At 58.6% G+C, this 24,901-nt stretch carries 27 protein-coding genes and 1 pseudogene; 4 read left to right on the top strand and 24 right to left on the bottom strand.

The features are described 5' to 3' along the window. Positions 1-20: 20 nt before the first annotated feature. Positions 21-257 (top strand): CDGSH iron-sulfur domain-containing protein, encoded by a 237-nt coding sequence (locus VB780_RS05065; RefSeq protein WP_323350052.1) that lies wholly within the window; start codon positions 21-23, stop codon positions 255-257. A gap of 178 nt (positions 258-435) precedes the next feature. Here VB780_RS05065 and VB780_RS05060 read toward each other — a convergent pair whose 3' ends face one another. From VB780_RS05060 to VB780_RS05045, 4 genes are all read right to left on the bottom strand, one after another. Beyond that, a complete protein-coding gene (locus tag VB780_RS05060) occupies positions 436-621 on the bottom strand; it encodes a hypothetical protein (protein WP_323350051.1) in 186 nt (61 codons plus the stop codon). Between the two features lie 167 nt (positions 622-788). After that, a complete protein-coding gene (locus VB780_RS05055; RefSeq protein WP_323350050.1) occupies positions 789-1,256 on the bottom strand; it encodes a hypothetical protein in 468 nt (155 codons plus the stop codon). A 153-nt stretch (positions 1,257-1,409) separates the two neighbouring features. After that, positions 1,410-3,443: an asparagine synthase (glutamine-hydrolyzing) gene (gene asnB / locus VB780_RS05050; protein WP_323350049.1), complete on the bottom strand. Its 2,034-nt coding sequence runs from the start codon at positions 3,441-3,443 to the stop codon at positions 1,410-1,412. 274 nt (positions 3,444-3,717) lie between these two features. Next, positions 3,718-4,317, bottom strand: coding sequence for a hypothetical protein (locus VB780_RS05045; protein ID WP_323350048.1), 600 nt, complete (start codon positions 4,315-4,317; stop codon positions 3,718-3,720). Positions 4,318-4,718: 401 nt separating this feature from the next. On the opposite strand from VB780_RS05045, the gene VB780_RS05040 reads away from it, so the two are divergent. Further along, the gene (locus VB780_RS05040) at positions 4,719-5,435 is read left to right on the top strand and encodes a DUF1028 domain-containing protein (RefSeq protein WP_323350047.1); all 717 of its coding nucleotides are present in this window, start codon (positions 4,719-4,721) and stop codon (positions 5,433-5,435) included. A gap of 121 nt (positions 5,436-5,556) precedes the next feature. Continuing rightward, complete coding sequence (locus VB780_RS05035) at positions 5,557-6,471, top strand: branched-chain amino acid transaminase (protein WP_323350046.1); 915 nt, start codon at positions 5,557-5,559, stop codon at positions 6,469-6,471. Between the two features lie 14 nt (positions 6,472-6,485). Here the strand turns inward: VB780_RS05035 and VB780_RS05030 are convergent, their stop codons facing one another. The 6 genes and pseudogenes from VB780_RS05030 to VB780_RS05005 form a co-directional block, all read right to left on the bottom strand. Next, positions 6,486-6,953 carry a GNAT family N-acetyltransferase gene (locus tag VB780_RS05030; protein ID WP_323350045.1) on the bottom strand — a complete coding sequence of 156 codons (468 nt, stop codon included), beginning with the start codon at positions 6,951-6,953 and terminating at the stop codon, positions 6,486-6,488. Between the two features lie 176 nt (positions 6,954-7,129). Next, the gene (locus VB780_RS05025) at positions 7,130-8,449 is read right to left on the bottom strand and encodes a phosphatidylserine/phosphatidylglycerophosphate/cardiolipin synthase family protein (RefSeq protein ID WP_323350044.1); all 1,320 of its coding nucleotides are present in this window, start codon (positions 8,447-8,449) and stop codon (positions 7,130-7,132) included. Positions 8,450-8,535: 86 nt separating this feature from the next. Further along, positions 8,536-9,828: a cytosine permease gene (gene codB, locus VB780_RS05020; RefSeq protein ID WP_323350043.1), complete on the bottom strand. Its 1,293-nt coding sequence runs from the start codon at positions 9,826-9,828 to the stop codon at positions 8,536-8,538. A gap of 160 nt (positions 9,829-9,988) precedes the next feature. After that, a pseudogene (locus VB780_RS05015) lies at positions 9,989-10,570 on the bottom strand (Uma2 family endonuclease). 14 nt (positions 10,571-10,584) lie between these two features. Continuing rightward, positions 10,585-11,283: a PspA/IM30 family protein gene (locus VB780_RS05010; RefSeq protein WP_323350042.1), complete on the bottom strand. Its 699-nt coding sequence runs from the start codon at positions 11,281-11,283 to the stop codon at positions 10,585-10,587. Between the two features lie 147 nt (positions 11,284-11,430). Further along, a complete protein-coding gene (locus tag VB780_RS05005; RefSeq protein ID WP_323350041.1) occupies positions 11,431-12,837 on the bottom strand; it encodes an SPOR domain-containing protein in 1,407 nt (468 codons plus the stop codon). 212 nt (positions 12,838-13,049) lie between these two features. Here VB780_RS05005 and VB780_RS05000 point away from each other — a divergent pair, with 212 nt between their 5' ends. Further along, positions 13,050-15,362: a ComEC/Rec2 family competence protein gene (locus VB780_RS05000; RefSeq protein WP_323350040.1), complete on the top strand. Its 2,313-nt coding sequence runs from the start codon at positions 13,050-13,052 to the stop codon at positions 15,360-15,362. Positions 15,363-15,426: 64 nt separating this feature from the next. Here the strand turns inward: VB780_RS05000 and VB780_RS04995 are convergent, their stop codons facing one another. From VB780_RS04995 to VB780_RS31335, 14 genes are all read right to left on the bottom strand, one after another. Beyond that, a complete protein-coding gene (locus VB780_RS04995) occupies positions 15,427-15,642 on the bottom strand; it encodes a hypothetical protein (protein WP_323350039.1) in 216 nt (71 codons plus the stop codon). 112 nt (positions 15,643-15,754) lie between these two features. After that, a complete protein-coding gene (locus tag VB780_RS04990) occupies positions 15,755-16,243 on the bottom strand; it encodes a hypothetical protein (RefSeq protein WP_323350038.1) in 489 nt (162 codons plus the stop codon). 183 nt (positions 16,244-16,426) lie between these two features. Then, a complete protein-coding gene (locus tag VB780_RS04985) occupies positions 16,427-16,798 on the bottom strand; it encodes a hypothetical protein (protein WP_323350037.1) in 372 nt (123 codons plus the stop codon). Between the two features lie 39 nt (positions 16,799-16,837). Continuing rightward, on the bottom strand, positions 16,838-17,185 hold the full coding sequence (locus VB780_RS04980; RefSeq protein WP_323350036.1) for a hypothetical protein: 348 nt from the start codon (positions 17,183-17,185) through the stop codon (positions 16,838-16,840). Positions 17,186-17,269: 84 nt separating this feature from the next. Next, positions 17,270-17,641, bottom strand: a complete 372-nt coding sequence (locus VB780_RS04975) for a hypothetical protein (RefSeq protein ID WP_323350035.1) — start codon at positions 17,639-17,641, stop codon at positions 17,270-17,272. 453 nt (positions 17,642-18,094) lie between these two features. Continuing rightward, a complete protein-coding gene (locus tag VB780_RS04970) occupies positions 18,095-18,550 on the bottom strand; it encodes a hypothetical protein (protein ID WP_323350034.1) in 456 nt (151 codons plus the stop codon). Positions 18,551-18,797: 247 nt separating this feature from the next. After that, positions 18,798-19,718 carry a glycosyltransferase family 2 protein gene (locus VB780_RS04965; protein WP_323350033.1) on the bottom strand — a complete coding sequence of 307 codons (921 nt, stop codon included), beginning with the start codon at positions 19,716-19,718 and terminating at the stop codon, positions 18,798-18,800. 9 nt (positions 19,719-19,727) lie between these two features. Continuing rightward, the gene (locus VB780_RS04960; RefSeq protein WP_323350032.1) at positions 19,728-20,633 is read right to left on the bottom strand and encodes a glycosyltransferase family 2 protein; all 906 of its coding nucleotides are present in this window, start codon (positions 20,631-20,633) and stop codon (positions 19,728-19,730) included. A gap of 6 nt (positions 20,634-20,639) precedes the next feature. Then, entirely contained in the window at positions 20,640-21,902 is a 1,263-nt protein-coding gene (locus VB780_RS04955; RefSeq protein WP_323350031.1) for a glycosyltransferase family 1 protein, read from the bottom strand. Then, positions 21,899-22,669 carry a class I SAM-dependent methyltransferase gene (locus VB780_RS04950; RefSeq protein ID WP_323350030.1) on the bottom strand — a complete coding sequence of 257 codons (771 nt, stop codon included), beginning with the start codon at positions 22,667-22,669 and terminating at the stop codon, positions 21,899-21,901. The genes VB780_RS04955 and VB780_RS04950 overlap by 4 nt, the downstream gene beginning before the upstream one ends. Next, entirely contained in the window at positions 22,666-23,781 is a 1,116-nt protein-coding gene (locus tag VB780_RS04945; protein WP_323350029.1) for a DegT/DnrJ/EryC1/StrS family aminotransferase, read from the bottom strand. Before VB780_RS04945 ends, VB780_RS04950 begins: the two co-directional genes overlap by 4 nt. A gap of 6 nt (positions 23,782-23,787) precedes the next feature. After that, positions 23,788-24,258, bottom strand: a complete 471-nt coding sequence (locus VB780_RS04940) for a hypothetical protein (protein ID WP_323350028.1) — start codon at positions 24,256-24,258, stop codon at positions 23,788-23,790. Between the two features lie 126 nt (positions 24,259-24,384). Continuing rightward, positions 24,385-24,552, bottom strand: a complete 168-nt coding sequence (locus VB780_RS04935) for a hypothetical protein (protein ID WP_323350027.1) — start codon at positions 24,550-24,552, stop codon at positions 24,385-24,387. A gap of 36 nt (positions 24,553-24,588) precedes the next feature. Continuing rightward, complete coding sequence (locus VB780_RS31335; RefSeq protein WP_416349200.1) at positions 24,589-24,723, bottom strand: hypothetical protein; 135 nt, start codon at positions 24,721-24,723, stop codon at positions 24,589-24,591. Positions 24,724-24,901 lie beyond the last annotated feature (178 nt).

The raw sequence follows: 24,901 nt of genomic DNA, 5'->3' as shown, positions 1-24,901 counted from the left end.
AATTAAGAGAGGAAAGACCGATGGCTGAGCCTGTAATTGCCGACAATAAGCCCGTGGTAATGGAGCTGGAGGCGGGGGACTACTACTGGTGCACCTGCGGCCAGTCAACTAACCAGCCTTTCTGCAACGGTGCCCACAAAGGTACCGACTTCACGCCGATGAAATTTACCCTGGAGGAGAAAAAGCAGGTGGCGTTGTGCGCCTGCAAGCACACCCAAAACGCGCCCTTCTGCGACGGTAGCCACACCAAGCTTTAGGGAAGAACTGCTCCCCTGGAGTGGTTAGGCCACAGTTGTTGAGCCAGGGTTAGGATGCGGTTCCCCTTTGGGACAGTTCGTGAACGCCCTGGGGAGGACAGTCCTCGCCACCATAGCAAAACCCATCGCCAACTTTCTATAGCCTCAACTATTGAGCCTGGGAAAGCTTGGCGATGGGCTAGTAGTTCTGACGCAGGCGGCCTCGGGTGCGACCGCTGAGGCGCTCAGACACCAGGTCGCGGTCTTTGTCGTTGAGGCCGCTAATGCGCTGCTGGGCCTGGTTGAGCTGGTGGTTATCTGACAGGCGGTTGATCAGATCGGCTTCGTAGGATCGCTGACGGGGACTAAGGCGAGACTTTCCCATGGTTGAGGTGCTCTGCAAGAAATCAATGAACGGGATCTGACCATAGTCTAATTTCAAATTAGACACCTGGGGAGTCAAATGATCTCTGGCAAAGAATTGTTACTCGGGCGGTAGCGGCCTGCTCTATGAACGGAAGGCAACCGCCCGAGCGAAGCGGAGCAATCGCGCTAAATGCCGCTTTCTAGCGCCTCAGTGAGCTTGTCTAGATAGAGCATCATAAGATTGCTCTGGTCGCTGGGAAGGGTGCTGCGGACTTCTTCCTTCAGCAGCCGGTAGGCCACTACACAGGCCGACTGACGATGGAAGGCGCGAATAATATTCTGCATCCACACCAGGTACTCTTCCATGAACCCGTCTTCGTCGTGGAGCAAAATGCCCTTGGCCACGTACTCCAGGGTGTAGGTCATGTCGCGCTGGCACTGCTGGGCGTGCTCTTGTACGACCTGGCGATGGGGGGTCTGCATGAGCCGCCGCAGCGTGTTGAGCACCAGATCTTTGCCCTGGTCTCGAATGTGGTTATAGAGATTTACCCGGGCTTGAAAGGCCTCCGTCATGTGCTCGAAGGGGCGCAGCTCAACATCACTCAGATAGCGACCATCGGCTTCACGGACAGAGGCGAGTAGTGCATTATTCATGGCGGGTAAAGGCGCGATCGCGCGGCCTGGATGGGTTCTATCCCAAGATGCCCAGGGCAGCTGGTGTGATGCGTTATACCTAAATATTTCTTCACCCTGAGATCAGCAGCCCTGCCGCAGCAGGATTCAGCCTCGCTCAGACTCCCCCGGGCGTTAAGAAACCCGAGCCGAGGCCACCGCATCGGCCCAGCCCAGCTTTTCTGCCGTAGCTTTAGCCTGCTCTGTGACATCCTGAGCGACAAAATGCTGGTGCAGAATCTGCACGCTGAGCAGGTGGTTGATCACGGCGTCGAGCTGAACCCGCTCGGCGACGGGGGTGGCCTCATCTTGGTGGTGGTGCAGGAGGGTTTGCACCGCGCCGTGGTCGAGCAGGGCGGCGGCCTCGACGGCCTCGCGGTTGAGGTAGGTATGGGCCAGATCCTGCATGGCTTTTTGCTTAACGCGATCGGTGTGGGAGGGCGGGGCCATAAAGGCAAATTTTTGCCGCTTGTAGAGGGTCTCGGGCAGCAGATCGCGCATGGTTTCGCGCAGAACGTATTTGTCCTGGTGGCCGCGAAAGCGCAGGCTGGGGGGCAGGGTGACGGCGAACTCCACCAGGGGGTGGTCGAGAAAGGCGGGGCGAGCCTCTAGGGAATTGGCCATATCGACGCGATCGCCCGCCCAACCCAGCACTTGCGACTCAAACTGGGTTTTTATCCACACGTACTGGGCCTTGTCGAGGGGGTGGCGATCGCGCAGCTGGCGCTCATCTAGGGCGGCGGCGATCGCCCCTCCGGGCGCGTAGCGCCCCAGGGCTTCGCGATGGTGGGGGTGCAGCAGATCGGGCACCCGCTCGGCAGAACTCAGCCACGACTGAAGACAGCTGGGGGTAAAGCCCACCACCGCATTTAGAGCAGGGTCTTCCAGGGGCGTCTCGGCCAGCAAATTGCCTTTAAAGAGCTGGTTGCTCTCCGCCAGCCAGGCTTCCAGATCGGCCCGCTCCTCTGGCGTGGCGTGGGCCATGCCGTGGCGAATCATATCCAGCCGCAGCTGGGGGTAGCCCGCAAACAGCTCGTCCGAGCCTTCCCCAGTGACCACCACTTTGTAGCCCGCCGCGTTGACATGCTCGCTCATTAGCAGCTTGGCCACCGTGAAGGTGTTGTAGATGCTGCGCTCGGTGTGCCACAGGGTGCGGGCAAAGTGGTCGTAGAGCTGGGTGCCGTTGACGGTGAGAATCTCCTGGTCGGCCCCCACGGCGGCGGCCATTTCGCGGGCGATCGCGGTTTCGTCGTAGTCGCTGTCGTCGAAGCCAATAGTGAAGGCCTTGACCGGCGACTGCTGGCAGGCGGCGGCCACCCCCAAAATGGTGCAGGAGTCGATGCCCCCCGACAGGTAGCAGGCCACCGGCACGTCGGCCTCCAGCCGCAGCTGAATCGCCTCCACAAACCGCTCGCGCAGCTCTTCTATATAGTCTTGGTCGCTGCGCTGGGGTCGGGTACCCAGCAGCGGAAAATCGAGATCCCAGTACTGTTCTTTGTGCAGGATGAGCTGGCCGTCGCGCCGCTGCACCACCACCTTTTGCCCTGGCTCTACCGCATAGATGCCCTCGAAACCTGTGGTGCCGGGCACCATGGTCTGCATCAGCTGGTGGTAGAGCCCCTCCGACGAAAACTTACCCCGCACCGAGGGATGGGCCATCACCACCTTGATCTCTGAGCCAAACACCAGGCCTTCGGCGGTGAGGCTGTAGAACAGGGGCTTGACGCCAAAGCGATCGCGCACCAGAGTCAGCCGATCCTGCTGGTGTTCGTAGACCGCAAAGGCAAACTCACCGCGCAGGTGGGGCAGCGCGCCGTCAAGACCAAAGCGATCGGTCAGGTGCAGCACCAGCTCGGTGTCGCTCTTGGTGCGAAAGCTGTAGCCCCGGGAGGTGAGGTCGGCCCGCAGTCGCTTGTAGTCGTAAAATTCGCCATTGTGGGCGATCAAAAACTGGCCATCCTCAGAGCGAAAGGGTTGCCGACCCCGCTCAGGATTTAGATCAATGATTGACAGGCGAGCATGGGTAAAGCCGACCCCGCGCCCCTCAACAATGTCGTAGCCAAAACCGTCGGCCCCCCGGTGGTGCTGAATGGCGGCCATACCCACCAAAATCTGCGGATCTACAGGATGAGCTGGGTCTGCGTATATGACGCCACCAATACCGCACATAGGCTTTTCCTCCGGGGTTAAGTGGTCATCCTAAAAGCCGTGGGCGGGCAAAGCTGACTTTTTTTAGCAAAACTCAAGGGTTACGACGATTCTGACTTTGCCACCAGAGATGATTGCTGCCCGTTAACTACTAATTAACCGTAGAGACAAAAGTCCCCTGCATTAAGGGACTTTTGTCTCTACGGTTTTAAGGGCTGTGGGGACAACTACGGCGGCATTGGTTAATGTCGGTTCCCCAGTATCTGCATCGCTCTCGTGAAGAGGCAGCTCATATTTAGGTGGTTCGATCGTAGATTTGACGGCCAGCACTGAGTTCAGGCGCAATTTCTTCCCGGCTGCCTATGAAGGTATATTGCTCGTTGAAAATACTTTCAGGGCGTTCACCGACGATAAAGTGCCGTATGGACATGTCTGGTGCATTCAGCACAATTCGATCTGAAACCCGATTGACTTCTGCGGGGGCGTTAGCATCTACTTCCTCTAACTGGGAAACAACCCAGAGTTCATCATCGACAACGTATACACCTTGAATGGCCAGATTGTATCCTCCGGAAGGCGCTTCAACCTCTGAGGTGATAGTGCGTTCGATTCGTTCGGCACCGGGCACATCTACATCGATATAGGGAACTTCAACAGTTTGCTCTTCTTGAACGACAACTACCCTAGGCACCGTTACCGTCCGTTCTGTAACGCCGACATTCACATCGGGGCCTTGGATATCGTACTCAGGCAGGTTCCCGGGCTCTACCTGAACGTCTACGTCGGGCAGGCTGCCAGTTTCTTCTTGTTGAACTCGACAGGCCGTCAGCGGCATTGCAATCAACAGAACAGAAAGCGGAAGGAAGTATTTGGGACGAGATATGCGTAATTTCATCGCGTGGCCTACTTTGATACAACAGTGGCCCTCTCAACTCGCTCGGGAACAATTCTTCCAGCTATCTTGCAATACCAAAAACTACAGACCAAAAAGGCGACTCTAGAAAAGGCAACGGCGAGTACTGATGAAAATCTAAAGACTTGTTCCGGCTCGCCTGGGAGGACTCATTAGCATCTACATTGTGATCAAATGCCTTTGAATCGCCATCCCTCATCACGCCAGGGTTGACGAGAAACGCGCTCTCTCAAAAGACAGACCTTTTCAGATCAGCCCAACCAGACTAGAGCCCTGCCGCTAGGGAACAATTTGTATGATCCACAACAATGCTTCGGTTTAGAATCCGCTAACAATTACATTACTCTGTGTACTGCATACATTTCTTTAGCCGTGGCACAACTATGACCTTCTCTATTGTCGCTTGGGATCCCCAGACGGGCATGACCGGGGTGGCGGTGGCCACCAAGCACCTGGCGGTGGGGGCGCTGGTGCCCCACGCGCGGGCAGGAGTAGGGTCGATCGCCACCCAGGCCCAGACCAACCCCCTGCTGGGCATTTGGGGGCTGGAGCTACTGGAGCGTCGCCAGGCTACCGAAAGCCCCTTTAGCGAGGCTTCTGCCGAGGTCGTGCTCGACTGGCTCTTGGAAAATGACTGCGATCGCCACCAGCGCCAGGTTCACCTGGTCGACCACACTGGCCATATTGCGGCCTGGACGGGCCGCGACTGTGTGGGCTGGGCGGGCCATCGCACGTTCCCAAACCTGTCGGTGGCGGGGAATATGCTGACCGGGCCAGCGGTGCTGGAGGCTATGGCGGTGGCGTTTCAGGAAAGTGCGGCGGCTGGGTTGAGCGATCGCCTTCTTATGGCCCTAGAGGCGGGTGAAGCCGCCGGGGGCGACAAGCGCGGTCGCCAGTCCGCCGCCCTCTACGTGATGGATCAAGCCCCCTACCCCCACCTCGACCTGCGGGTTGACCACCACGATAACCCAATTGCCATGCTGCGTACTCTCCACGGCGAGGCCAACCAAGACTACTACCAAGCCTTTCGTCAAACGATGCCCAGACAGTTGGTTATGCCCCGCCCCGCCGAGCCCCTGCCGCTGCCGAGAGCGGTGTAGAAGCTCGGTTTCAGGCCAGGCCAGGCTCAACTGTAGCGGCGTAAGTCGCCGGGCCTTAGTTTAATAAGGCTGTGGATTGGGTCTATTCTGTAAAGATGCCGAATTTTGCCCAGCCGTAGCCATGCACAACTTTTTACCCGTCGCCTACTTCGAAGGCCAGTTTTGCGATTTTAGCGACGCTAAGATTTCTATTGCCACCCACGCCCTGCACTACGGCACCGGGGCCTTTGGCGGGCTGCGCGGTATTCCTGACCCGGCGGCGAGCGGGCGCATTCTTCTCTTTCGCCTCGATCGCCACTGCCAGCGCCTCAGCACCAGCGCCCGGCTGCTCAACTACGACCTGCCCGCCGACAAAATTCAGGCGGTAATCGAAGATTTCGTCCGCAAAAACAGCCCCGATAAGTCGTTTTACATTCGGCCCTTTGTGTACACCTCAGACCTGGGCATTTCGCCCCGGCTGCACAACGTCGAGAAGAACTTCTTTGTCTACGGCCTGGAACTGGGCGACTACCTCTCGCCCGAGGGTGTCACCTGCCGCATTAGCTCCTGGTACCGGCAAGAAGACCGCAGCCTGCCCCTGCGGGGCAAAATCAGCGGCGCTTACATCACCTCGTCGCTGGCCAAAACCGAGGCCGTTGAGTCGGGCTTTGACGAATCGATTTTAATGAACTCCCAGGGCAAGGTCAGCGAAGCCTCGGGGATGAACGTGTTTATTGTACGCAACGGCAAGCTGATCACCCCCGGATTCGAGCAAGACATTCTCGAAGGCATTACCCGCGACAGCATTCTCACCGTGGCTCGTAACTTGGGCATTGAGGTGGTTGAGCGCCCGGTGGATAAGTCGGAGTTGCTAATTGCCGATGAGGTATTTCTCAGCGGCACAGCGGCCAAAATTACCCCGGTGCGTAAGGTGGAGTCGTACAACCTGCCCACCAGCCGCCCCGTCACCGATCGCCTGCGGGAAAAACTCACCGCTATCACCGAAGGGCGCGACGACGAGTACAAGAACTGGGTATTTGCGATCGATTTGGGGTAGCCTCACCGCCGAGATCACTCCCCTAAAACTTTGCGAAATGCCACTTTGTCGTAGTCCGCTGCGTAGAAGTCGCGGATACGCCCTTCCGCTTGATAGCCGCAGTTAGTGTAGAACCTTCGTACCCCCTCAAAGCCAGAGGAACCGGAGGTTTCGACTATTAGCATACGCTCACCTCGGGTCACCAGCGTTTGCTCGACGTGGCGCAATAGCGCTGTTCCTCGCCCCTGCCCTTGGTGGCTGGGGTGAATAGCAATTAGTTGCAGATTCCAGGTGCGATCGGTCATCCGTTCAGGCTCACAGTAGGCGACCCCTACTGGCCCCTGGTCGTCATCGGTAAGCCAAAATGCCCCGGCTTTGTCACCGTTAAAGTAGTTGGTTAGTATGGTGCTCAATTCTTTGAGCTGGGTTGGCTCGAACAGCCCAGTCGCCTTAGCCAGAGAAATTAAAGCGCTGATGTCAGCATGGGCAGTAGGGCGAATCATTCTAAAACTCAGAGTTTTTGTGGGGTTAGCGCCGCTAAGCCACTATCTCTAACGGAGAGGGATGTGACCTTGTCAGCTTATGCTACAAGATGCTACATTGGCCCGCTTAAAATTCCCTGAGTTTTACTCAAACATTCCTAGACCCGCTGTCATTAGCGGTATCAGGATAAAAAAGATCACAGCAGATTTCTAAAGACGAGCGCTAGCTGGCCCTTAATCTTTTGGTCGCGGGGGCGTTTTTGCCAGGTTTCGGGGGTGAGGCACAGGCTGTTCTCTAAAGCATCGAGGAAAAACTGCTCCACCTTTCGAGCTAGCTCAGGGTAGTTGCCTGAGATATTGAGTTCGTCGTTATGGAAGTAGCTGCGGGGGTCGAAGTTGGCGCTGCCGGTGCTGACCCAGTCTTCATCGACCAGCACAAATTTGGCGTGCATCATGCTGGGCTGGTGCTCGCAGATTTTGACCCCGGCCCGCAGCAGGGGGCCGTAGAGTTCGCGGCTGGCCAGGTGCACTATGGTTTTGTCGGTGGCGGCACCCATGGTTAAGACGCGTACATCCACGCCCTTTTGGCAGGCTTCAATCAGACAGTGGGTGGTGTTGTGGTCGGGCACAAAGTAGGGGCTACCAATCCACAGTCGCCGCTTGGCCGTGAGCATGTGAAGCTGCATCAGCAGGCGGATAGATGATTCGTTGAGGGTGGAAGAATTGTCGGTGATGAACAGGGCAGTATTGCCCTCTGTCTGCACGGCATGCAGGCCCTCCTTTAGAGAGATAGACCCGCCTGTGGAGGCCCAATTTTGCAAAAATTTGCCCTGGAGCAGGTTTACCACTTCCCCTTCGTAGGCCAGCTCAAAGTCGAGCCAGGGGGCGGTGTCGTGATCAAAGGCGGTACCATCCCAGTAGTCGGAGATACCCGCCCCGCCAATGAATACGCGCTGCCCGTCAATAATCAGCAGTTTGCGGTGCGATCGCGAATTGTATTCTAGCGGCGCGCGCCAGTTGGGCTTGCGAAAAAACCTGATCTCAATGCCCACGTTGCGCAATCGTTGCCAGTACTTGGCTGGCATGTCCTGAGTGCCCTGGTGGTCAAACAGCAGCTGCACCTTAACGCCGGCCAGGGCGCGGTCGGTGACGCCCTCGGCAAACGCATTGGCCCGATGGCCCGGGGTCATAAAGTAGGTTTCGTACTGAATCAAATGCTCGGCCTGACGAATGCCCGCGGCGCGGGCCGCATAGACTTCATCGACGGTGGGCCAAAACCCCACCAGACGTCCGGTGGTGTCTGCCGAGTTGGCCAGCCCCTCTAGGCTGAGGGCAAAGCGCGGGTCATGGACGCTGGGAATATCTGCGATCGCGTAGTCGGGTTCTGCTCGAAAGGCTCCGGCCAGGTAGGCGTATCCCAGTCCCAGCAGCAGCAGCCCCAGCCCAATACCAACTATCCACCAGAGCACAGGGGGAGGTTCCGAGTCATCGTCTGAGGCCACAGAAGACGTAGGCATGGTGGGTGATAGCACATACAGTAGACCTTAGAGTAGCGTCGATGGTCCTCCTAAGGCTCTACTCCCAAAGACAGAAACCCATTGTCCTAGACCGCCGATCGCGACGACGGCAGCACCCGACTCAGCACGATGTAGAGCACCAGGGCCGACAGAATGCCGTTGATGGGCACAATGCCCCAGCCCGCCTGGCCGGTCAGGTAGGCGATCGCGGAGGATCCTACGTAGGCTATTACCCCGGCCCAGTTGAAGGCCGGCTGCGGCTCCGCCAAGCTGGGAAACTGCCCCTGCCGGTTGACCCAGTAATCGGCCATAACAATGCCGCCAATGGGCGGAATAAATGTCCCCAGCAAAATCAGATACTGCACCAGCCCTTCGTAAATACCGCCCCAGGCCATGAACAGGGCGATGGTAGCGCCCCCCAACACAAACAGGGTGCGGCGGCTCGAGCGAAACATATTCGACCCGGCGATGGAGAAGGCGTAGATGGTGTTGTCCTGGGTCGTCCACATATTTAAAAAGAACAGCACCAGCCCGCCAACCACCAGACCCTGCTGGGCCATCACCTGCACAATGTCGGGCTCGCCGTAGACCTTGGCACAAAACGCCCCGGAAAAAATCAAAAAGCCGTTGCCCAAAAAGAAGGCGATCAGCGTGGCGATAAAGCCCATCTTGCCGTTCTTAGCAAACCGGCTCCAGTTGGTCGCCTGGGTACCGCCCGAGACAAAGGTGCCGACAATGATCGTAATCGCTGCGCCTAGGGGCAGCGGGTCGGCGATCGCCGCCTGCTGCAATCCCTCAAATCCGCCCACATCCCGCGAGGCCACCGTCAGGCTCATCAGCATCAGCAGTACCATGGCGGGCACCGCCACCCGGCTCAGCCAGTCCATCGCCCGATAGCCAAAGTAGGCAGTCGAGCAAAAGGCATAGGTAAAGAACAAAATAATCAGCCAGTTCCACGACTCGGGCACCCCAGCCAGGGTGTTGAACAACTGGGCCATTAGGGCCGACCCCCAGGCATACCAGCCAATCTGCGTAAAGCCGAGGATAAAATCGACCCAGCGCGACCCCACGTTGCCAAAGCTAAACCGCGCCATCAGCACCGTAGACAGCCCGGTTTGACCGGCAATGTAGCCCAGCAGCGCCGCGTACAGCCCCAAAATCAGGTTGCCAATAACAATCAGCGCTACCAGGTTTGGCCAAAACTGAAACGACGGGCCAATTAACCCACCGGCAAACAGCGTGCCCGAGTACAGGGTAAAACCTACCAGAATTGGGGCCAGGGAAATCAGCGATCGCCGCGACAATTCGGGTACGGGACTGAGCGGATAGTCTTCAGTAGCTTTGCCCTGGGACACAAATGATTCGGTAGTGGTAGACATGGGTTCAAAGAGCGCTTTGGCCGCATTGTAAGGATAGGCCAAAGCATAGAAAGTATTCCACTAAACATTTGGCTAAGAGAGAACTCAAGCCAAACCGATATCTAAGGGGCGACCCCGGCCTTGGGGTTGAACTAGATTTGCCGTAGGGGCCGTCTGTTTCCTACGTCGCTAGAATCTGAGCAGCGGCAAGATCTAGATGGGGAAATGTAGGCGACTGAATCAGATCATTCCCTTGAAACACGGCTGAGTCGTAAAACTGGTGGTCTAATACGCAGAGCGTGATCAGGTTCTGGATGGGGTCAACAATCCAATACTCAGGAATTTCTAGCAGCCCATATTCAGACCGCTTAGAGCGGTAATCGTCCGTCTCTGTGGATGGGCTGATAACTTCAACCCCTAACAGCGGCGGTGGTTCATGGAGATCGATTACCGCTTCTCGATGGGCCATGGCATCCCACTGGGCCTGGGGTAGAACGATAATATCGGGGATGCGAGACGTATCCTAACGCCGACCCCGAGGCGAACGCACACCCACCATCATGGCCTTTGCTGTCCAGGGCAACCCCTGCCGATCAATTTCGTCCCGAAATTGATCGTTCAAAAATTCGACAATGGCCCCGTGACGCCCAGTTCCCAACGACATAGGAATTAGTTCCCCATCCACCAGTTCGTAGCGGGTGTCGGTACCATCGCCATAGCTCAGGTAAGCTTCAAAGGCCAGTTTTTGGGCGGTGGTGGTCATGACTAATCTCCGCCCTAGGCCGACGGTGGCAGACTATCCTGCGCTCCGCCCTGGCCTGCCAGGCGGTTTTTCATTGCCGCCAGTTCGTTATCCACTGTGGTCGATCCACCTTCAAGGGCAGCAAACTGGCGCTCTAGGGGGTCGCCGCTAAGTTCTTCGAGAGCTTCAGATTTGGCTTCTAAATCCATGACCCGCTCTTCCATGCGCTCAAAGGCGGCGATCGAGCCGCTGGTGCCGGTCTGACCCAGCATGTCTTGAATGCGCTGGGAGGCCTCGGCAGAGCGGGCGCGGGCAATGTACAGGTCTTTCTTCGTGCGGGCGTCAGAAATTTTGGCCTCTAACCGCCGCATGTTGTCCTTGAGACCGTTGACCACGTCGCGCTGCTGATCGAGCTGGGCATCCATGGCCTGGGCCGATTGCAGGTAGGTTTGGCGACGGGTAAGAGCCTGACGAGCCAGGTCTTCTTCACCCTTTGCAATAGCGAGTTCAGCGCGGTTGTACCACTCCTGGGCAGTCGATTGAGCCTGGGCGCTCTGGCGCTCGGTGCGCTTTTGGGTGGCGATCGCCTGGGCCACCGCCTGACGCAGCTGAATCAGGTTGGCCTGCATATCGGCCATCGCCTGCTCCAGCACCTTTTCGGGGTCTTCGGCCTGGTTGACGGCGCTACTTAGGTTAGCCCGTAAAACTCGCCATACCCGATCAAACAACCCCATCGAGCCTCTCCCACAACGGTGATTTGCTTCAGCATAACAGGCGGGTTCCGGTAGATGTGCAAGTGGGTGATTGTGTAGGTGGGGTAAGGATAAGTTGAGCTGTTATTCCACCCACTCACTCGCTCACCTGCCCACCCACTACCCCACTTAGGGCGAAATCACCTGGGCCGGAATCCCCTGCCCCTGGAGCTGATTCACCAGGTTTTGGGCCGATGACTGCTGGGAAAACGCGCCCATTTGAATGCGGGTGCCGCTGGAGAAATTGCGCACGTAGGCATCGCCCACCGCGCTGCGGGCCGACTCTAGGGACTGGGCACCGCTGTAGTCGGTCACCACGTAGTAGCTAGGAGCTGCCGCCTGGGGCGGAGCCTGGGTAATGGGGGCCGGAGGCGCTACAGCGGGAGGAGCCACAGGGGTCGCAGGTGCTGCTGGGGCTCGGTTGGAGGCCAGGGGTTGAGGGGGTTGGGCATTGACGGCAGGGGGCGCTACGCGAACAGCGGGAGGCGCGGTGACAGGGGCAGGAGCCGATCGCGTCGCAGGGGCAGCGGTCGCGGCTGGCCTCGGGCTGGCGGCGGTTCTAGGAGCGGCCACAATTTCGGCCCGCAGCACCCCGCCACTGCCCCCCGCCGGGGTAAGCACGCCAGGGCGAGGCCCGGTAGTTCTGGGCTCACCGGGGCGCTGGCCGTTGATTGGCAAGGGCTGACCCTCGACCATTGTGGGTGAAGTGGTTTCTGCTGGAGCGGCGGCTCCGGCGGGTGAATTGGGCGAATCGGCGGAGGGCAGAGTGCTGATGTTGTTCAGATCGAGGGAGGCAAACTCTTTTTCTGACAGATCGGGGCCAAGGGGCGTGAAGCCGTCCTCTCCCTGGCCCTCTATACCGTTTAGGGCTACGGAGGTTTCGGCATTGTTGTCTGCTGTCGGGGTGGGGGCACCCTTAAGGCGGCGGGTGATGGCGTTGTCGGTCAGGTGCTGTATTGCCTGGGGCGAGGTCACCAGATAGCCAAATCCAGCGCTGGTTACCAGTAGCAGTAGCAGAGCCCCCATTCCCAAGGGAGTGGTTAGCTGGCGCAGTAACGAGGGGGCGTACTCGGGCTCGCCGGGGTGGTGTCCAGCGGTGGGCAGACTGCCCAAGAGCGCTTCGGTACTTTCTAAATATTCGTCTGGGGCCGGGCGATAGGTGGTTAGGGTGCCGCCGTGACTAAGGCGCACCTGGTGGACAGAGGCCTGGGGCGGGTAGACCTGGCCGTTGGGCGCTGAAGCCTGTCCGAGAACTTCTTGCAGCCGGGCGTTGGGCGGGGGCGGTGGAGCTACCGCTGCCGTCGCCGCTGGGGTGACCTTGACGGTAATTAAGTCGATAGGTTTGCGGTTGGGCCGCAGCTGTAGGCGAGCCGGGGTAGGGGCAGCCTGACCCGAGCGGGCTTGCCGATAGCGGTGCAGTTCGTCATCCAGGTTGAGGTTGAGACTTTCTACCGCCCGCTGCAGGCGAAGGTTCGACTCGCTGGCGGGAGCAAAAGTCTCGGGTCTGGTGGATAGACCAGAGGGCAATTGCGTCATGGTTCTCATCTCCCTGGATGTAGCACTGATTAATACTACTGATTTCTCAAAAGTTGGCAACTAAAAATCGTGAAACGCAAACTACGAGATTTCCTACATCTCAAGGGATAGTCCGATCTGGGAACCACCCAACGTCTGGAAGGCTGTGAGTCAAGCATTGGGTTCGGGCTTTCTAAACGTAATAACTGGGTGCAAGGTGCAGAGAAATAGCTATGGGCGGAATTGCGGGGTCGCTGTGGGCTAGCGCGTACTGCGCTGGGCTACTTTGGGTCAGTCTTTGGGTGCGTCATCTGGGGTTGAATCTCTGGGTTGGGGTGGCTGTTGCCAGTGTTGGGGCGATCGCAGCAGCAGGTTTAGCGGCCCTGGTGCTGCCCCGTCGCTGGCGGCGGGGGCCAACGGCGGCGCTATGGCTGGGGGCAGGGGCGATCGCCCTCCTAGCTGCCCTCAACTACGGCCTGCGTTACCCGGTTCCTGGCCCTCTCGACATTAGCCAACTGCTGACCCAGGGAGAGGCGGCTGGGGCACAGCAAATTGTTTGGGGCGAGGTGCAAACGCTGCCTCGCCTGACCCGCAGCGGTCGTGGGCAGTTTTGGCTGACCACCAACCAGGTGCGCCGGTTAGATGCCGAGAACAATCCTTTGGGAATCCCCAGCCTGGTGCGGGGCAGGCTCTATGTCACCGTGCCGCTGGAGAAAAGTGAAGGGCTGTTTCCGGGGCAGCGGGTGCAGGTGCAGGGCCAGCTTTACGAACCGGCCCTGCCCAAGAACCCCAATGCGTTTAACTTTCGGCAGTACTTGGCTAGCCAGCGCTGTTTTGCTGGGTTGGTGGGCGATCGCATTCTGCCCGACCAGGGCCAGATACCGCCCCGGTGGGCACTGTGGCGGCTGCGGCAGCGCATCGCCCGTGCCCAAGCGGCTCGACTGGGCAGCCCGGTCGGGCCTTTGGTTAGCGCCATGGCCCTGGGCCGCCAGGCGGTGAATGTGCCCTACGACATTCAAGATATGTTTATGCAGGCGGGCATGGCCCACACCCTGGCGGCCAGCGGGTTTCAGGTGTCGCTGATCTTGGGGGTGGTGCTGGCGATGGTGGGCCATCGGGCGATCGCCTCCCGGCTGCCCCACCCGGTGACGACCAAGGTGGTTGCGGGGGCAACCGCTCTGGTGGTGTTTGTGCTGCTGACCGGCGTACAGCCCAGCGTCATGCGAGCGGCGGTCATGGGGGCGGCGGTGTTGGCCGGCATTGCCCTAGAGCGCAGCATTAAACCCCTAGGCTGTCTGCTGCTGGCGGTCACTCTGCTGCTGCTGTTCAACCCAACCTGGATTGACGACATTGGCTTTCGCCTCAGCGTGATGGCCACCCTGGGGCTGATGGTGGCGGTGACGCCGATTACCGAAAAGCTGGAGTGGCTGCCGACCACGCTGGCGGCGGTAGCGGCGGTGCCCCTGGCCGCCTACCTGTGGACGATTCCCCTGGCCTTGTTCTATTTCAACACCCTCACCACCTACAGCATTCTGCTCAATATTGTCGCTACGCCCCTGGTGATGGTGATCAGTCTAGGCGGTATGGCCAGCGGGCTGGCGGCGGCAGTATGGCCGTGGCTGGGGGGCCTGCTAGCCTGGCCCCTGTGGCTGCCAACTCAGATTCTAATTGCCCTCGTGCGATGGGAAGTTGGCTTACCCGGCAGTGCCCTGGCAACGGGCCACATCTCGCTGGTGCAGATGGTTGGCCTCTACGGTCTTTTCTGGGTGTGGGGTTGGGGGGCGGTGCGGCGACGGGGACTGATCGCCCTGCTGATTGTTGTTATGTCCCTGGGGCCGCTGCTGTACCGAGGGGCAACGCTCTCTCAGGTGACGGTGCTGGCGGCGGGCAGCGATGCGGTGATGGTGGTGCAGGATGGGCGTTCCCCGCTGATGATCAACAGCGGCACCGACAAAACCGCGTTCTACACCGTGGTGCCTTTTCTGCGGCAGGCGGGCATTAACCAGCTCACCAGCGCTATTCACGGCGACGACAGCGATCGCGACAACTGGCGCACCATTGCTGAGAAAACCCCGATTCGCAATTTCTATGGCGCTAGCTCAGCCCTGGCGGTGGCCCCTGCGGTCAAACAGTTTCACCCGCTGACCGCAGGCCAGGTGCAGCCGGTGAGCCGTCAGCGGGTGCAGTACCTACAGGATGGGGCGCGGGGTCTGAAGCTGGATCTGCTGAATCGCCACCACTGGCTGCTGTTACCCAAGCTATCCCCCGAGCAGCAAATGCCCTGGGTAGCGGCGCACCCTGGCCTACAAAGCGAGGTGTTGTGGTGGCATGGGGAAGCGCTGGCGGAGGAGGTGATTACCGCGATTGGGCCAAAGGTGGCGATCGCCTCGTCTGCCACCATTGATCCCGCTACGGAAGACAGGCTCAAGCGGCGGGGCATAGAGGTTTTCTGCACCGAGCGCGACGGAGCCATCACCTGGAACCCGCGACGAGGCTACCGGGCCTACCTGGCGGCGCGATCGCACCCCATCGCCTCCTTGGAATAGTCAGAATAGCCCCGTCTGCTCCGGGTTGTGTTGTTAGGAAGCTTCGGATTACCCGACGACATCGTCATGCAGAATACAGACCTTCGTCTTCAGCCGCATAGCTGTTTAAGAATGCCTGATGGTCGCGGGCAAGGGGCGCGATCGCCTCAGCAGTTAGAGGTTCTATGGGCACTTTCCCACGACCTGCCCCAAGGGCAGATACCCAATCTGGCGGTAGGGAAAATGCCTCTCCCGGCTGAAGTTCAATTTCGTAGGAAAGGCTCAGCAGCTGGCTTTTCATCGGCAAATTTGCAGGTTTGTGGAAGTGCAACCACACCCAGAATAAAAGGGTTCTATGCTAACTGCCTGGCCCCTGTGTGAGATGAAGCCAGGTAGTCAAGCCTCTCTCAATCCTACTGCACCAGCAAATTGAGCTGGTAGTTAATGCGTCCGGTGCCGCCGGTCTGCTGCTGCACCACCGTATTGGGGCCGTTAAAGGCGATCGCCACCGAGGCTGAGGCGGGCGAGTAGCTGCCCACAATGGTGACGCGGGTAATCGACTCGCTCAGGTAGGGGCTGACATCGACAAATTCTGAATTGGTGCCCAGGGGCACTCGGGTGTGGCCATCGATTTCAATATAGCCCTGCAGGGATGCGCCCCCCGGCACGCTGACAGAAAGTAGATGGGGCTCGTCTAAATTGGCGCGATCGAGACTAATAGTATTGGTTTGGCGTTGGTAGGAATCCATAACATCCTTGGCGCTGGCCTTAGACAAAATGGCGCTCAGAGCCTGGTAGGAAACCCCAAACGACTGATTACCGTTGGCTGAGGAAGGCCCCACCGCCGCAGTAACCGCCACCAAAATCAACAGAGAAACCCCAAGGGCCGACGGATGTTTCATGACAATGACATCTCCAGGAAAAGGGGAAGGCCGCACCAGGACTAGCTATAGGCGCAAGCTCGGCCAGGTTACCATGGCCATAAATAAGCGACACAGCCTGCAAAAACCGGTGCTCGTACCCCGACCAAGTCAGGCTAGATAGACACTGTCTTTGGCCATCAGGTTCCCTCCCCTGGGTAATCACTACCGCCGCAGGCGTTCGGCAGGGTTATACACATCGACCTGGACATTGACAGGCACAGCTACGGTTGGCCCCGAGGCTGAACCAGCGCTCTGTTCAGAGCCGCGCAGCTGGTGGCGACTCTGGCGAGTCTGGCGCACTTCGCCAGTGCCCCCCACCTGAATTTGGCGGTTGGTACTGACGCTGGTATTGCCCACGCAGCGGCCTTCGGCATCAATGGCGACATCATTGACCTGTTCGGCGGGTCGGTTGCCGCCGTGGATGGCCGCCTGAATAGATACATCGGCAACCACACACTGGGCCAAGGCCTCTGGGGCAAACGACCCTAGGGCCCCAGCACAGAGGAGCCCCAGCAGATACTGAGGTTTAATCATAGTTACGGCACGGTATAGAGGGTTTGAACGAGGCCAGGGCTACTGGCACACCCGCGTGGTGCTGCGGTTTTCGCTGTAGACCACGTTGCCCCCCGGCGTAGACCGAGTGGCGAGGGAGCTATGCGATCGCGCTGTGCAGCCCGGCGCAAAGTTGGCCCTGGGCAGCGGCAGAATGCCATCGGCCTGGGGGGCGATTGCCGCCGGACGTGGCAAACTTAGCGGGCCATCATTGTCGGCCAGAGTGCGGATGTAGACCTGCCCATTGTTGCCCACCTGAAGCTGCACCCGGTCGGTGGTGATTGACACCGAGCTGGCGATCGCGGCGGGTGCTAGGGCAGCGAGGGCGATCGCCCCCACCAGGCCCACCTTTAGAGTTGAAATCATCATGGTCGTCTCCTTGCAATAGCAGGAAATGTGCGGCGGAGCCACCGCACGCAGAAGAGACTCTGCGTGCGGTGGCTCAGTTAAGGGCTAGTTCCGAACGTCGATGCGGGCACCGCCACGGCCATGTCCCCGACCGTGACCACGGTTGTCGGGACGGCTTTCGCGAATGACGTTGACCTGGTTGCTCTCTTGGTAGGCGGCGTTGTCGTCACCCACCACGGTGCCGGTCTGGTAGATGTCTTGCACAATGCCCGTGCTTTCTACCCGCCGACCGGCGGGGCCACGGGTCTCAATGCGGTTGACTTGCTGGCTGCGCTGCACCGTAGCGTTGCCGTCCCCTTGAATATAGATATCTTGGGTGCCCTGCTGCACTACGGCGGTGTCAGCGCTGGCGGGCATGGCCACAAAACCCAGAGCAGCAAAACCCAGTAGACCCAGAGTAGAGATGTGCTTCAGCATTGAAACGTCCTCAACGATTAATTGTGAAAATGAGTGAACTCGTGAATTCAACTACTAAGGATTTGATTTTAAGAGCAGTTTTTTGCGCTTCTTAATTGGCATCCATTTTCATCGATTCACACCCCCTATGACCCGTGAAAATACGCAAAGGTTCCGGAAATTAAAAAATAAACTTTTGTGATTATGAGCCAACAAAAATCTCCAAAGGCGCACAAACCTTTGGAGATTAAAATTAACCCCAAGAGAAAAAGTAAGCTATGGATTACTAGCTAATTGCCTACACTCTTTAAGAATTAGGCAATTAGCAATTTTTCCATGACTACAGATGGATAAGCCTTCGCTTTTCTGCCGCAGACTTTCTATGGCAGCATCAAACCAGCAATCCTTAAGCAAATTGCTTGGTTGAGTAATGGAAATGGCTAAGGCGATCTATAAGGCTAACTGCAAAGCAGTTTAATCATCATCGTCGTCATTGTCGCGATCGCGGTCATGCCCCCGCCGCTGGCCGCGATCGCGTCTATTGCCCCGCTCATTATCGTCGTCATCGTCTTGATGGCGAGCGCTGTTACCCCGGCCCGGCCCAGTGCGGCCTGGCGTCTGCTGCTGATTAATTTGATTGGTTTCTTGGTAGACACTATTGCCGTTGCCATCGACAGTGGCACCTTGGTAGCTGTCCTGTACAGTGCCCTGCACGGTGGTGCGGCGATCGTTATTGCCTAGCCCTCGGCCCAGGCCAGGATGGCTAATATTGACCTGATTAATAACCTGAATGACTTGGTTATTGCTGCCATTAATAGTTGCCGACTGTGTGCCAGTTTGCTGAGTGGCAGTGTTGGCAAAAGCGGGAAACGCCAGCGTGCTAATAGCCGCTGCTCCTAATAGGCTAAATGCTCCATGTTGCTGTTTCATTATGGTGTAATCCCTAGGCAAATGAGTCACTTTAATAGACCCCTACTGATGCCTTTAAGGTTCCAAATGCTACGTGAAGCTTATATGAAGCTAATTATTTCTACTGTAAAATTACCGAATTGTTGATGGGGTATTTGTGCGTATATTCCGCTTTTATGCGCGCCGGGGATAGAGCAATACAGTCTGCTATGTTCCTATGAACGGAGAATTTTCAACCAGGATCTGAAATTGAGGTCTGTTGCAGGTCTCAGCGAAACCGCTTGGCCAGTTGAGCCATGGGCTGAAATAAACCAGCGGGTATTGCCAGAGCGATCAGCGACGAGAGCTGAAAATTGCCGCGAGCGATGCAGGCTAGCAGATCGCGGCGATGACGACGAATGTCTTCCCTATGATTACTCCATTTGCTGCCCAGCAGCAGCAGTTCGTGGGCCCGGTACTCTAACCCATTTTGACGATAGACCTCAAAGTGTTTTTGGGCGACGCGGTACCACGACATGGGGTTGACTTTGCGGCTGTTGCTGCCTAAGTACTTACGCCAGATGTAAATCACCGCTGGGGTGCTGTAGTAGCCGCAGGGTAGGGCCATGGCCCGCACCCAAAACTCCAGGTCGTGGAGGTCTTCGGCCCCCAGTGCTGGGTCGCTGTGGCCCACCGTCTCCCACAGGGATTTGCGCAGGGGGGCAGTGCCAATCAGCGTCCAGTTGGTGCTGAGCGAAAACCGTCGCGATCGCAGCAGAGAGTTGAGCGAAATTGGCGCTGCTTTGACCATGCGGGTGTCCCCTGGATGGCGCTGGCACAGGTAGCTGCCGTAGATAAACCCCGCATCGGGATGGGCCCCAAAGGCCTGTTGTATGTGGCTGAGGGCATCGACAGGCAGCAGATCGTCGGCGTCGAGGGGCACCAAAATGTCTCCCTGGGCCGCCGCGAACCCGGCGTTGCGGGCTATCGAGGGGCCGCCGTTGACGGTCTGCCACACTAGGGTAATGTCTGACTCAGTCTCTAGCTGGCGGCAGATCTGGTTGGTGCGATCGCTTGGCGAAGCGTCATTGACAATCACAATCTCCAGAGGCGGCTGGGTTTGCCGCCGCACGCTCTCCACCGCCTCTAGCAGCAGGTCGCCTTCGCGGTAGCAGGTGATGACAACGCTCAGGGTTGATGAATCGGCCATTGTGCTCCCTCAGGTTGGCTGGTTAGAGGATACTTGCCCCGGCCGAAACAGCCGCTGGCGGGTGGCGACGGGCAGCAGCCGTAGCAGGGTAAGGGGGAAAATGGAGAGGTACTTTTTGAGAAACATCACTATTCCCCAAGGGCCAAAGGCCAGCCAGTTGAGCCGCCACCACAGCCGCCAGCTCAACCCCGAGTAGGGGTTAAAGGCTAGCCGCACCAGCTGCCACGGGTCTCCGGGGGTCATTAGCCAATCGCTGGGGCACAGGCGCGCCTCGGCGGCGTGGTTGGTGACGGTGTAGCGGCTATCCACCCAGAGCTGAAACCCGGCTTTTTGGGCGCGCAGCAGATACAGCGAGTCACCGCCGTAGTGGGGGCCGGTTTGCGGATCGGGGTAGCCGATCGCATCCACCACCGCCCTGGGCAGACAGACCAAATTGCCGCTGAGCAGATCGCAGGGCCAGGTTTGGCCGGGGGGCAGGCTCAGAAAACGGTAGCCCTGCCAGGTTTTACGCTTGCCGCCGAAGGAGAGGCGATCGCGATCGTCCTGCTCAAACCCCTGGGCACCAACAATGGCGCAGGGATGATCGGCGCAAAACTGCACTAGCCCATCCAAGGTATCGGGGGCCAGGCGGCAGTCGTCGTTGAGCCAAATGAGGTAATTTGCGTCTTGGGCGATCGCATATTCCATCCCCAACCGCATTGCCCCTGTCCACCACAGGTTGCCGTCGCCCGCCAGCACCGTCACGGTGGGGAATTGGTTGGCGATCGCCTCCCCGGTGCCATCGGTGGAGCCATCGTCGATCACCACTACCCGGTGGCGGGTCAGGTCGCCGTTGCGATCGAGATCCTGCAAACAGCCCAGGGTAATCGCCCTGCGGTTGTGCACCGGAATTAGAACGTATGCCTTGTCATCCATAAGAACTTAGGTGTTACCAGGGTGACTGGTGCTGTTGGGCCAGCAGTAGCGAATACTCTCAAACTCATCCAGAAGCGCGATCAGCCGCTTTGCATAGTCCTGGGGTTGCCAGCTTTTCGCCCTCGTTAGGCCCTTTTGAATCAGCCTATGACGTAAGGCTTCGTTTTCACAAAGCGATTTCATTTCCTTTGCCATTTGGGTAACATCGCGCTGATCGACCAGTAGAGCCGCATCGCCCAGCTGTTCCGCAGCCCCTGGTACATCGGAGGCAATCACCGGGCAGCCCAGGGAAAATGCTTCCAAAGGCGGCAGGTTGTCTGGGCCAAAGTGGGTGGGAAACACCAGCGCCAGGGCGTGCTTGTAGAGGTTGGCCAAGTCTGCCTTCGAGACAAACCCCAGGATGTGTACCCTAGCAGCGAGGTCTAGATCCTGGATTAGCTGCTTGATGTAGCCTGCATTGCCCTTGTCGGAGCCCGTCAGTACCAGGGCAACATCTGCACCATGCTGATCGACCAATGTTTTGAAGGCGTTGAGTAAGGTGTAGTGGTTTTTGTGGGGCCAAAACTGGGCCGGGTAAAAGAAGTATTGGCTGGGTAAACCGTGCTGAGCCAGAAATTCTTCCTTTGTGGAAGCGTGGTTCGCAATTGCATCCCCCAACCTCGGCGTTGGGAACGGAATCACCTGAATGCGCTCGGGGGCAATTTGGTAAAAACGATCGATCTCAGTCTTGCCTCGCTCAGTGCCGGTAACTACGTAGGTGGCCCGAGGCAGGTTCGCCCGGTAGAAGCGATCGCGCTTGCCCCACTCGCGCCCCTGGCTCACCTCGGGAAAGTAGGGCTGAAGCCGATGCTGCAAATCCCAGATCGTCAACGCGTAGGGAATATGGCGAGTCGGGCACTGAATTAGCGCGGCAGGGGCCAGCACCCAGCAAAAGTCGAAGTGGTTTTGCTGAAGAAAGCGCCGCACAAAGACGGCCTGAACCTTGTCGGCCTGGTTGGCCAGCTTGGGGGAACCGCTGGTGTAGGCCAGATCCATACCCCACCGCAGCGCCGCCGGGCCAGCCCCCGTCATCAACTGGCTGGGGGGGTGAAGGATGGTGAGATTGGGGTGAGGGGTCACGGCTCCGTCGCCCTGAGCCCCGCTAAAAATCGTAATCTGGTGGCGCATCGCCGGGGCCAGGTCGATCAGCGCCGCCACAATTTCTGACTCAAAGGTGTAGCCGCCCCCGGCTGACGGAAACGCTGAGGAAACCGGGATCGCAACCTTCATGACTTCACGGCAACAAAGTAGACGCCCCAGGTGTCTAGCCCGGCGGGGCGATCGCTCATCCACTCGCCGCAGGTCACCAGATCCATCCCTGCCTGGTGGAGCAGCAGCTCTAGCTCGGGTTTAAACAGGTAGCGCATGCGGTGCAGTTCGCGCAGCTCTTGCCAGGTGTCGGTGTCCGACGGCTGGAGCAAAACCTGATAGTTCACATCCACAATGTTGTCGTTGGGGTGCAGCACCGGCTCGGCAATGCGGGTGATGGCCAGGCTCTCGTTTCGCAGGCGCTTGACCCGCACCGCTGGTGGGTCGTGCAGCACCGCAGGCCCGTACCACACATCAAAAATGAACACACCCCCCGGCTTGAGGTGCTGGGCTACAGTGGCAAAGGCCGCCGCCAAATCGGCGTTACTGGTCTGGTAGCTAATCACGTGGAACAGCGACAGCACACAGTCAAAGGTTTGCTCTAGCCGCACCTCCCGCAAATCGCCCTGGAGGAAGCTGAGCCGCTTGGCAACTTGGCTAGATTGACCAGCCTGCCGTTCGCCACAGCGGGCCAGCATCTCCTCACTGCGCTCGACCCCGGTAACCTGGTAGCCCCGTTCAGCTAAATATTCGGCGTGCCGACCGGTACCGCTGCCCAGCTCTAGCAGGCGCTGGGCCGTAGGGGCATGGGTCTGAAGCAGCTGCTGAATAAAGTCGGCCTCTTGTTTGTAGTCTTTGTCCTGATACAGCAGGTCGTAGTACTGGGCATAGGCATTGAACACGCTCACGCCATCACCTCCTGAACGGTAGTAATCACTTGGTCGATTTGCCCATCGGTGAGGGCCAAACCGCTGGGCAGGTAGAAGCCCCGCCGGGCGATGCGCTCGGCCACGGGGTGCTTTTCGCCCTCAAACAGCCCCATTTTGTGGAATACAGGCTGCTCGTGCATGGGCCAGAAAAATGGCCGGGTGCCAATGCCCTGGGCCTTGAGGCGCTGCATGGCCTCAGTGGCATCAAAGGGCACCTCGTCGTCGAGCACCAAACCGTAGACCCAGTAGACATTCTCGGCGTAGTCGGTACTGGCCAGCGGCAGTTGTAGTCCCGCTATCCCGGCCAAGCCCTCGGTGTAGCGCCGCCCGATCGCACGTTTGCGGGCAACAAAGCCGTCGAGCTGCTCTAGCTGGGCCACCCCCAGGGCCGCTTGCAGATTGCCCAGGCGAAAGTTCCAGCCCAGCTCTTCGTGGACAAAGCGCTGCTGGGGCTGAAAACACAAGTTCCGCAGGGAGCGGCAGCGTTCCGCTAACCCCGCATCGTCGGTGAGCACCATGCCGCCTTCGCCCGTGGTGATGTGCTTGTTGGCGTAAAAGCTAAAGGTGCTGATGTCGCCAAAGCTGCCGCAGGGCTGTCCCCGGTAGGTTTGGCCGTGCATTTCGGCAGCGTCTTCGATGATGGCCAGGTGGTGGCGCTGGGCGATCGCCAGCAGCGGTTCCATATCCACCGGCAGGCCGTAGATGTGCACCACCATAATCGCCTTGGTCTGGGGGGTAATGCAGGCTTCGACCTGGCCCACATCCATATTCCACGTAGTCGAGTCGGCATCGACGACGACGGGTTTGGCTCCAGCCCTCACGATCGCCGCTGCGCAGGAAATAATCGTAAACGTGGGCAAAATCACCTCGTCGCCTGGCCCCAGGCCCAGGGCGGCCACCGCCACATCGAGGGCGGCGGAACCGTTGGCCACCGCCACGCCGTGCTGGCGATTCACCCGCTGGGCAAACTCGGTTTCAAAGCGATCGACAAACGGCCCCTCTGACGAAATCCAGCCGGTGTCGAGGCATTCTAGTAGGTACTTTTTTTCGTTGCCGTTGAGGGCGGGCTCGTTGACCGGAATAAACGCCATAGCTGCCTAGCCTGTAATGGTGGCCTGGCTAGACGATATCCCAGAGAAGCGGGTTTTGTCTTGGTCGCCCATATAGGGGCCTTGCTTGACCTCGACCATCTCCAAGTCTTCGATCACCTCAAAGCCGTGGCCGCCCGTCACCAGCAAAATCACGTCGCCGCCCTCTAGCACGCGGCTCTCTAGGTACTCTTGCTCTTGGCTGTAGAAATCGACCCGCAGCTTGCCCTTTTTGATGAACAGCACTTCCTGGGTGTGAAACACGTCGCGGTGCACGGGGTTGTGAACGTGGGCCGGAATGGTTTTGCCAGCGTCGTACTTCATATAGGCGAGCTGCTGCGATAGCTCGTTGGGGGTAAAGAAGTGAATACCCGGCTCGGCAAAGCGGTGGGAGAGAATCAGCGCCAGCATTTCGCTGTTGTGGACAATCTGCTGCACGGGGGAGAGCTGAGCGGCGGTGGCGGTGGGAAACGATGGCATGGGGGCAGGGCCTTTGGGTAAAGGACAGTAGGCAGCGCCTGCGAAAGGGCAATGCGGCCTGCTGGTTCTAGTCTGCCCAGGATGGCGGCGATCGCGTAGCCTGTTTAACTAAATCAACAGATGGGGCTACATCTCGACCCAAGGCAGCTTTTCTACCGCTGGCAGACGCTCTTTTTGGCCCTGCAATACTTTAGGATGGGTAAGGCACGACTGCACCGATACCTCAGGTAGCAGCTCGTCACCCAATCCGTTGGCGACAAAGAAGGCGTTGTAGCCGTACTGGTTGCAGCCCACCAGCCGATAGCCTTTGGCGGCAAGGCAAACGCATACTCACCCTGCCGCGGCCAGGACTTTGGTGAGATAAGTATTATCCCATCCGGCTTTGAGGCGTTTCGCCTTCTTACCAACCTTGGCTGAGGATTCTCGGGAGAGCAGGTTGAGCACCACGTGCCGAATGACAGCCATGGTCTGGGGGGGCATAGCCGTTGCGAATGCGGGAGTCATCCTCATGAAAAACCACATCCAGGCACCAGCGGAGATTATTCTCAATGCCCCAATGGCTACGGGTGGCTTGAGCAAAGCGCTCCACGCCCGCTTCGAGGTTAACGAGATAGTAGCGTTGGGTAATCGTTGGGGGTTGGCC

The sequence above is a fragment of the Leptolyngbya sp. CCNP1308 genome (assembly GCF_034932455.1).
Taxonomy (GTDB): Bacteria; Cyanobacteriota; Cyanobacteriia; order Phormidesmidales; family Phormidesmidaceae; genus Nodosilinea.
Note: the sequence above shows the minus strand (reverse complement) of the source record. Positions and strands in the feature narration are given on the sequence as shown.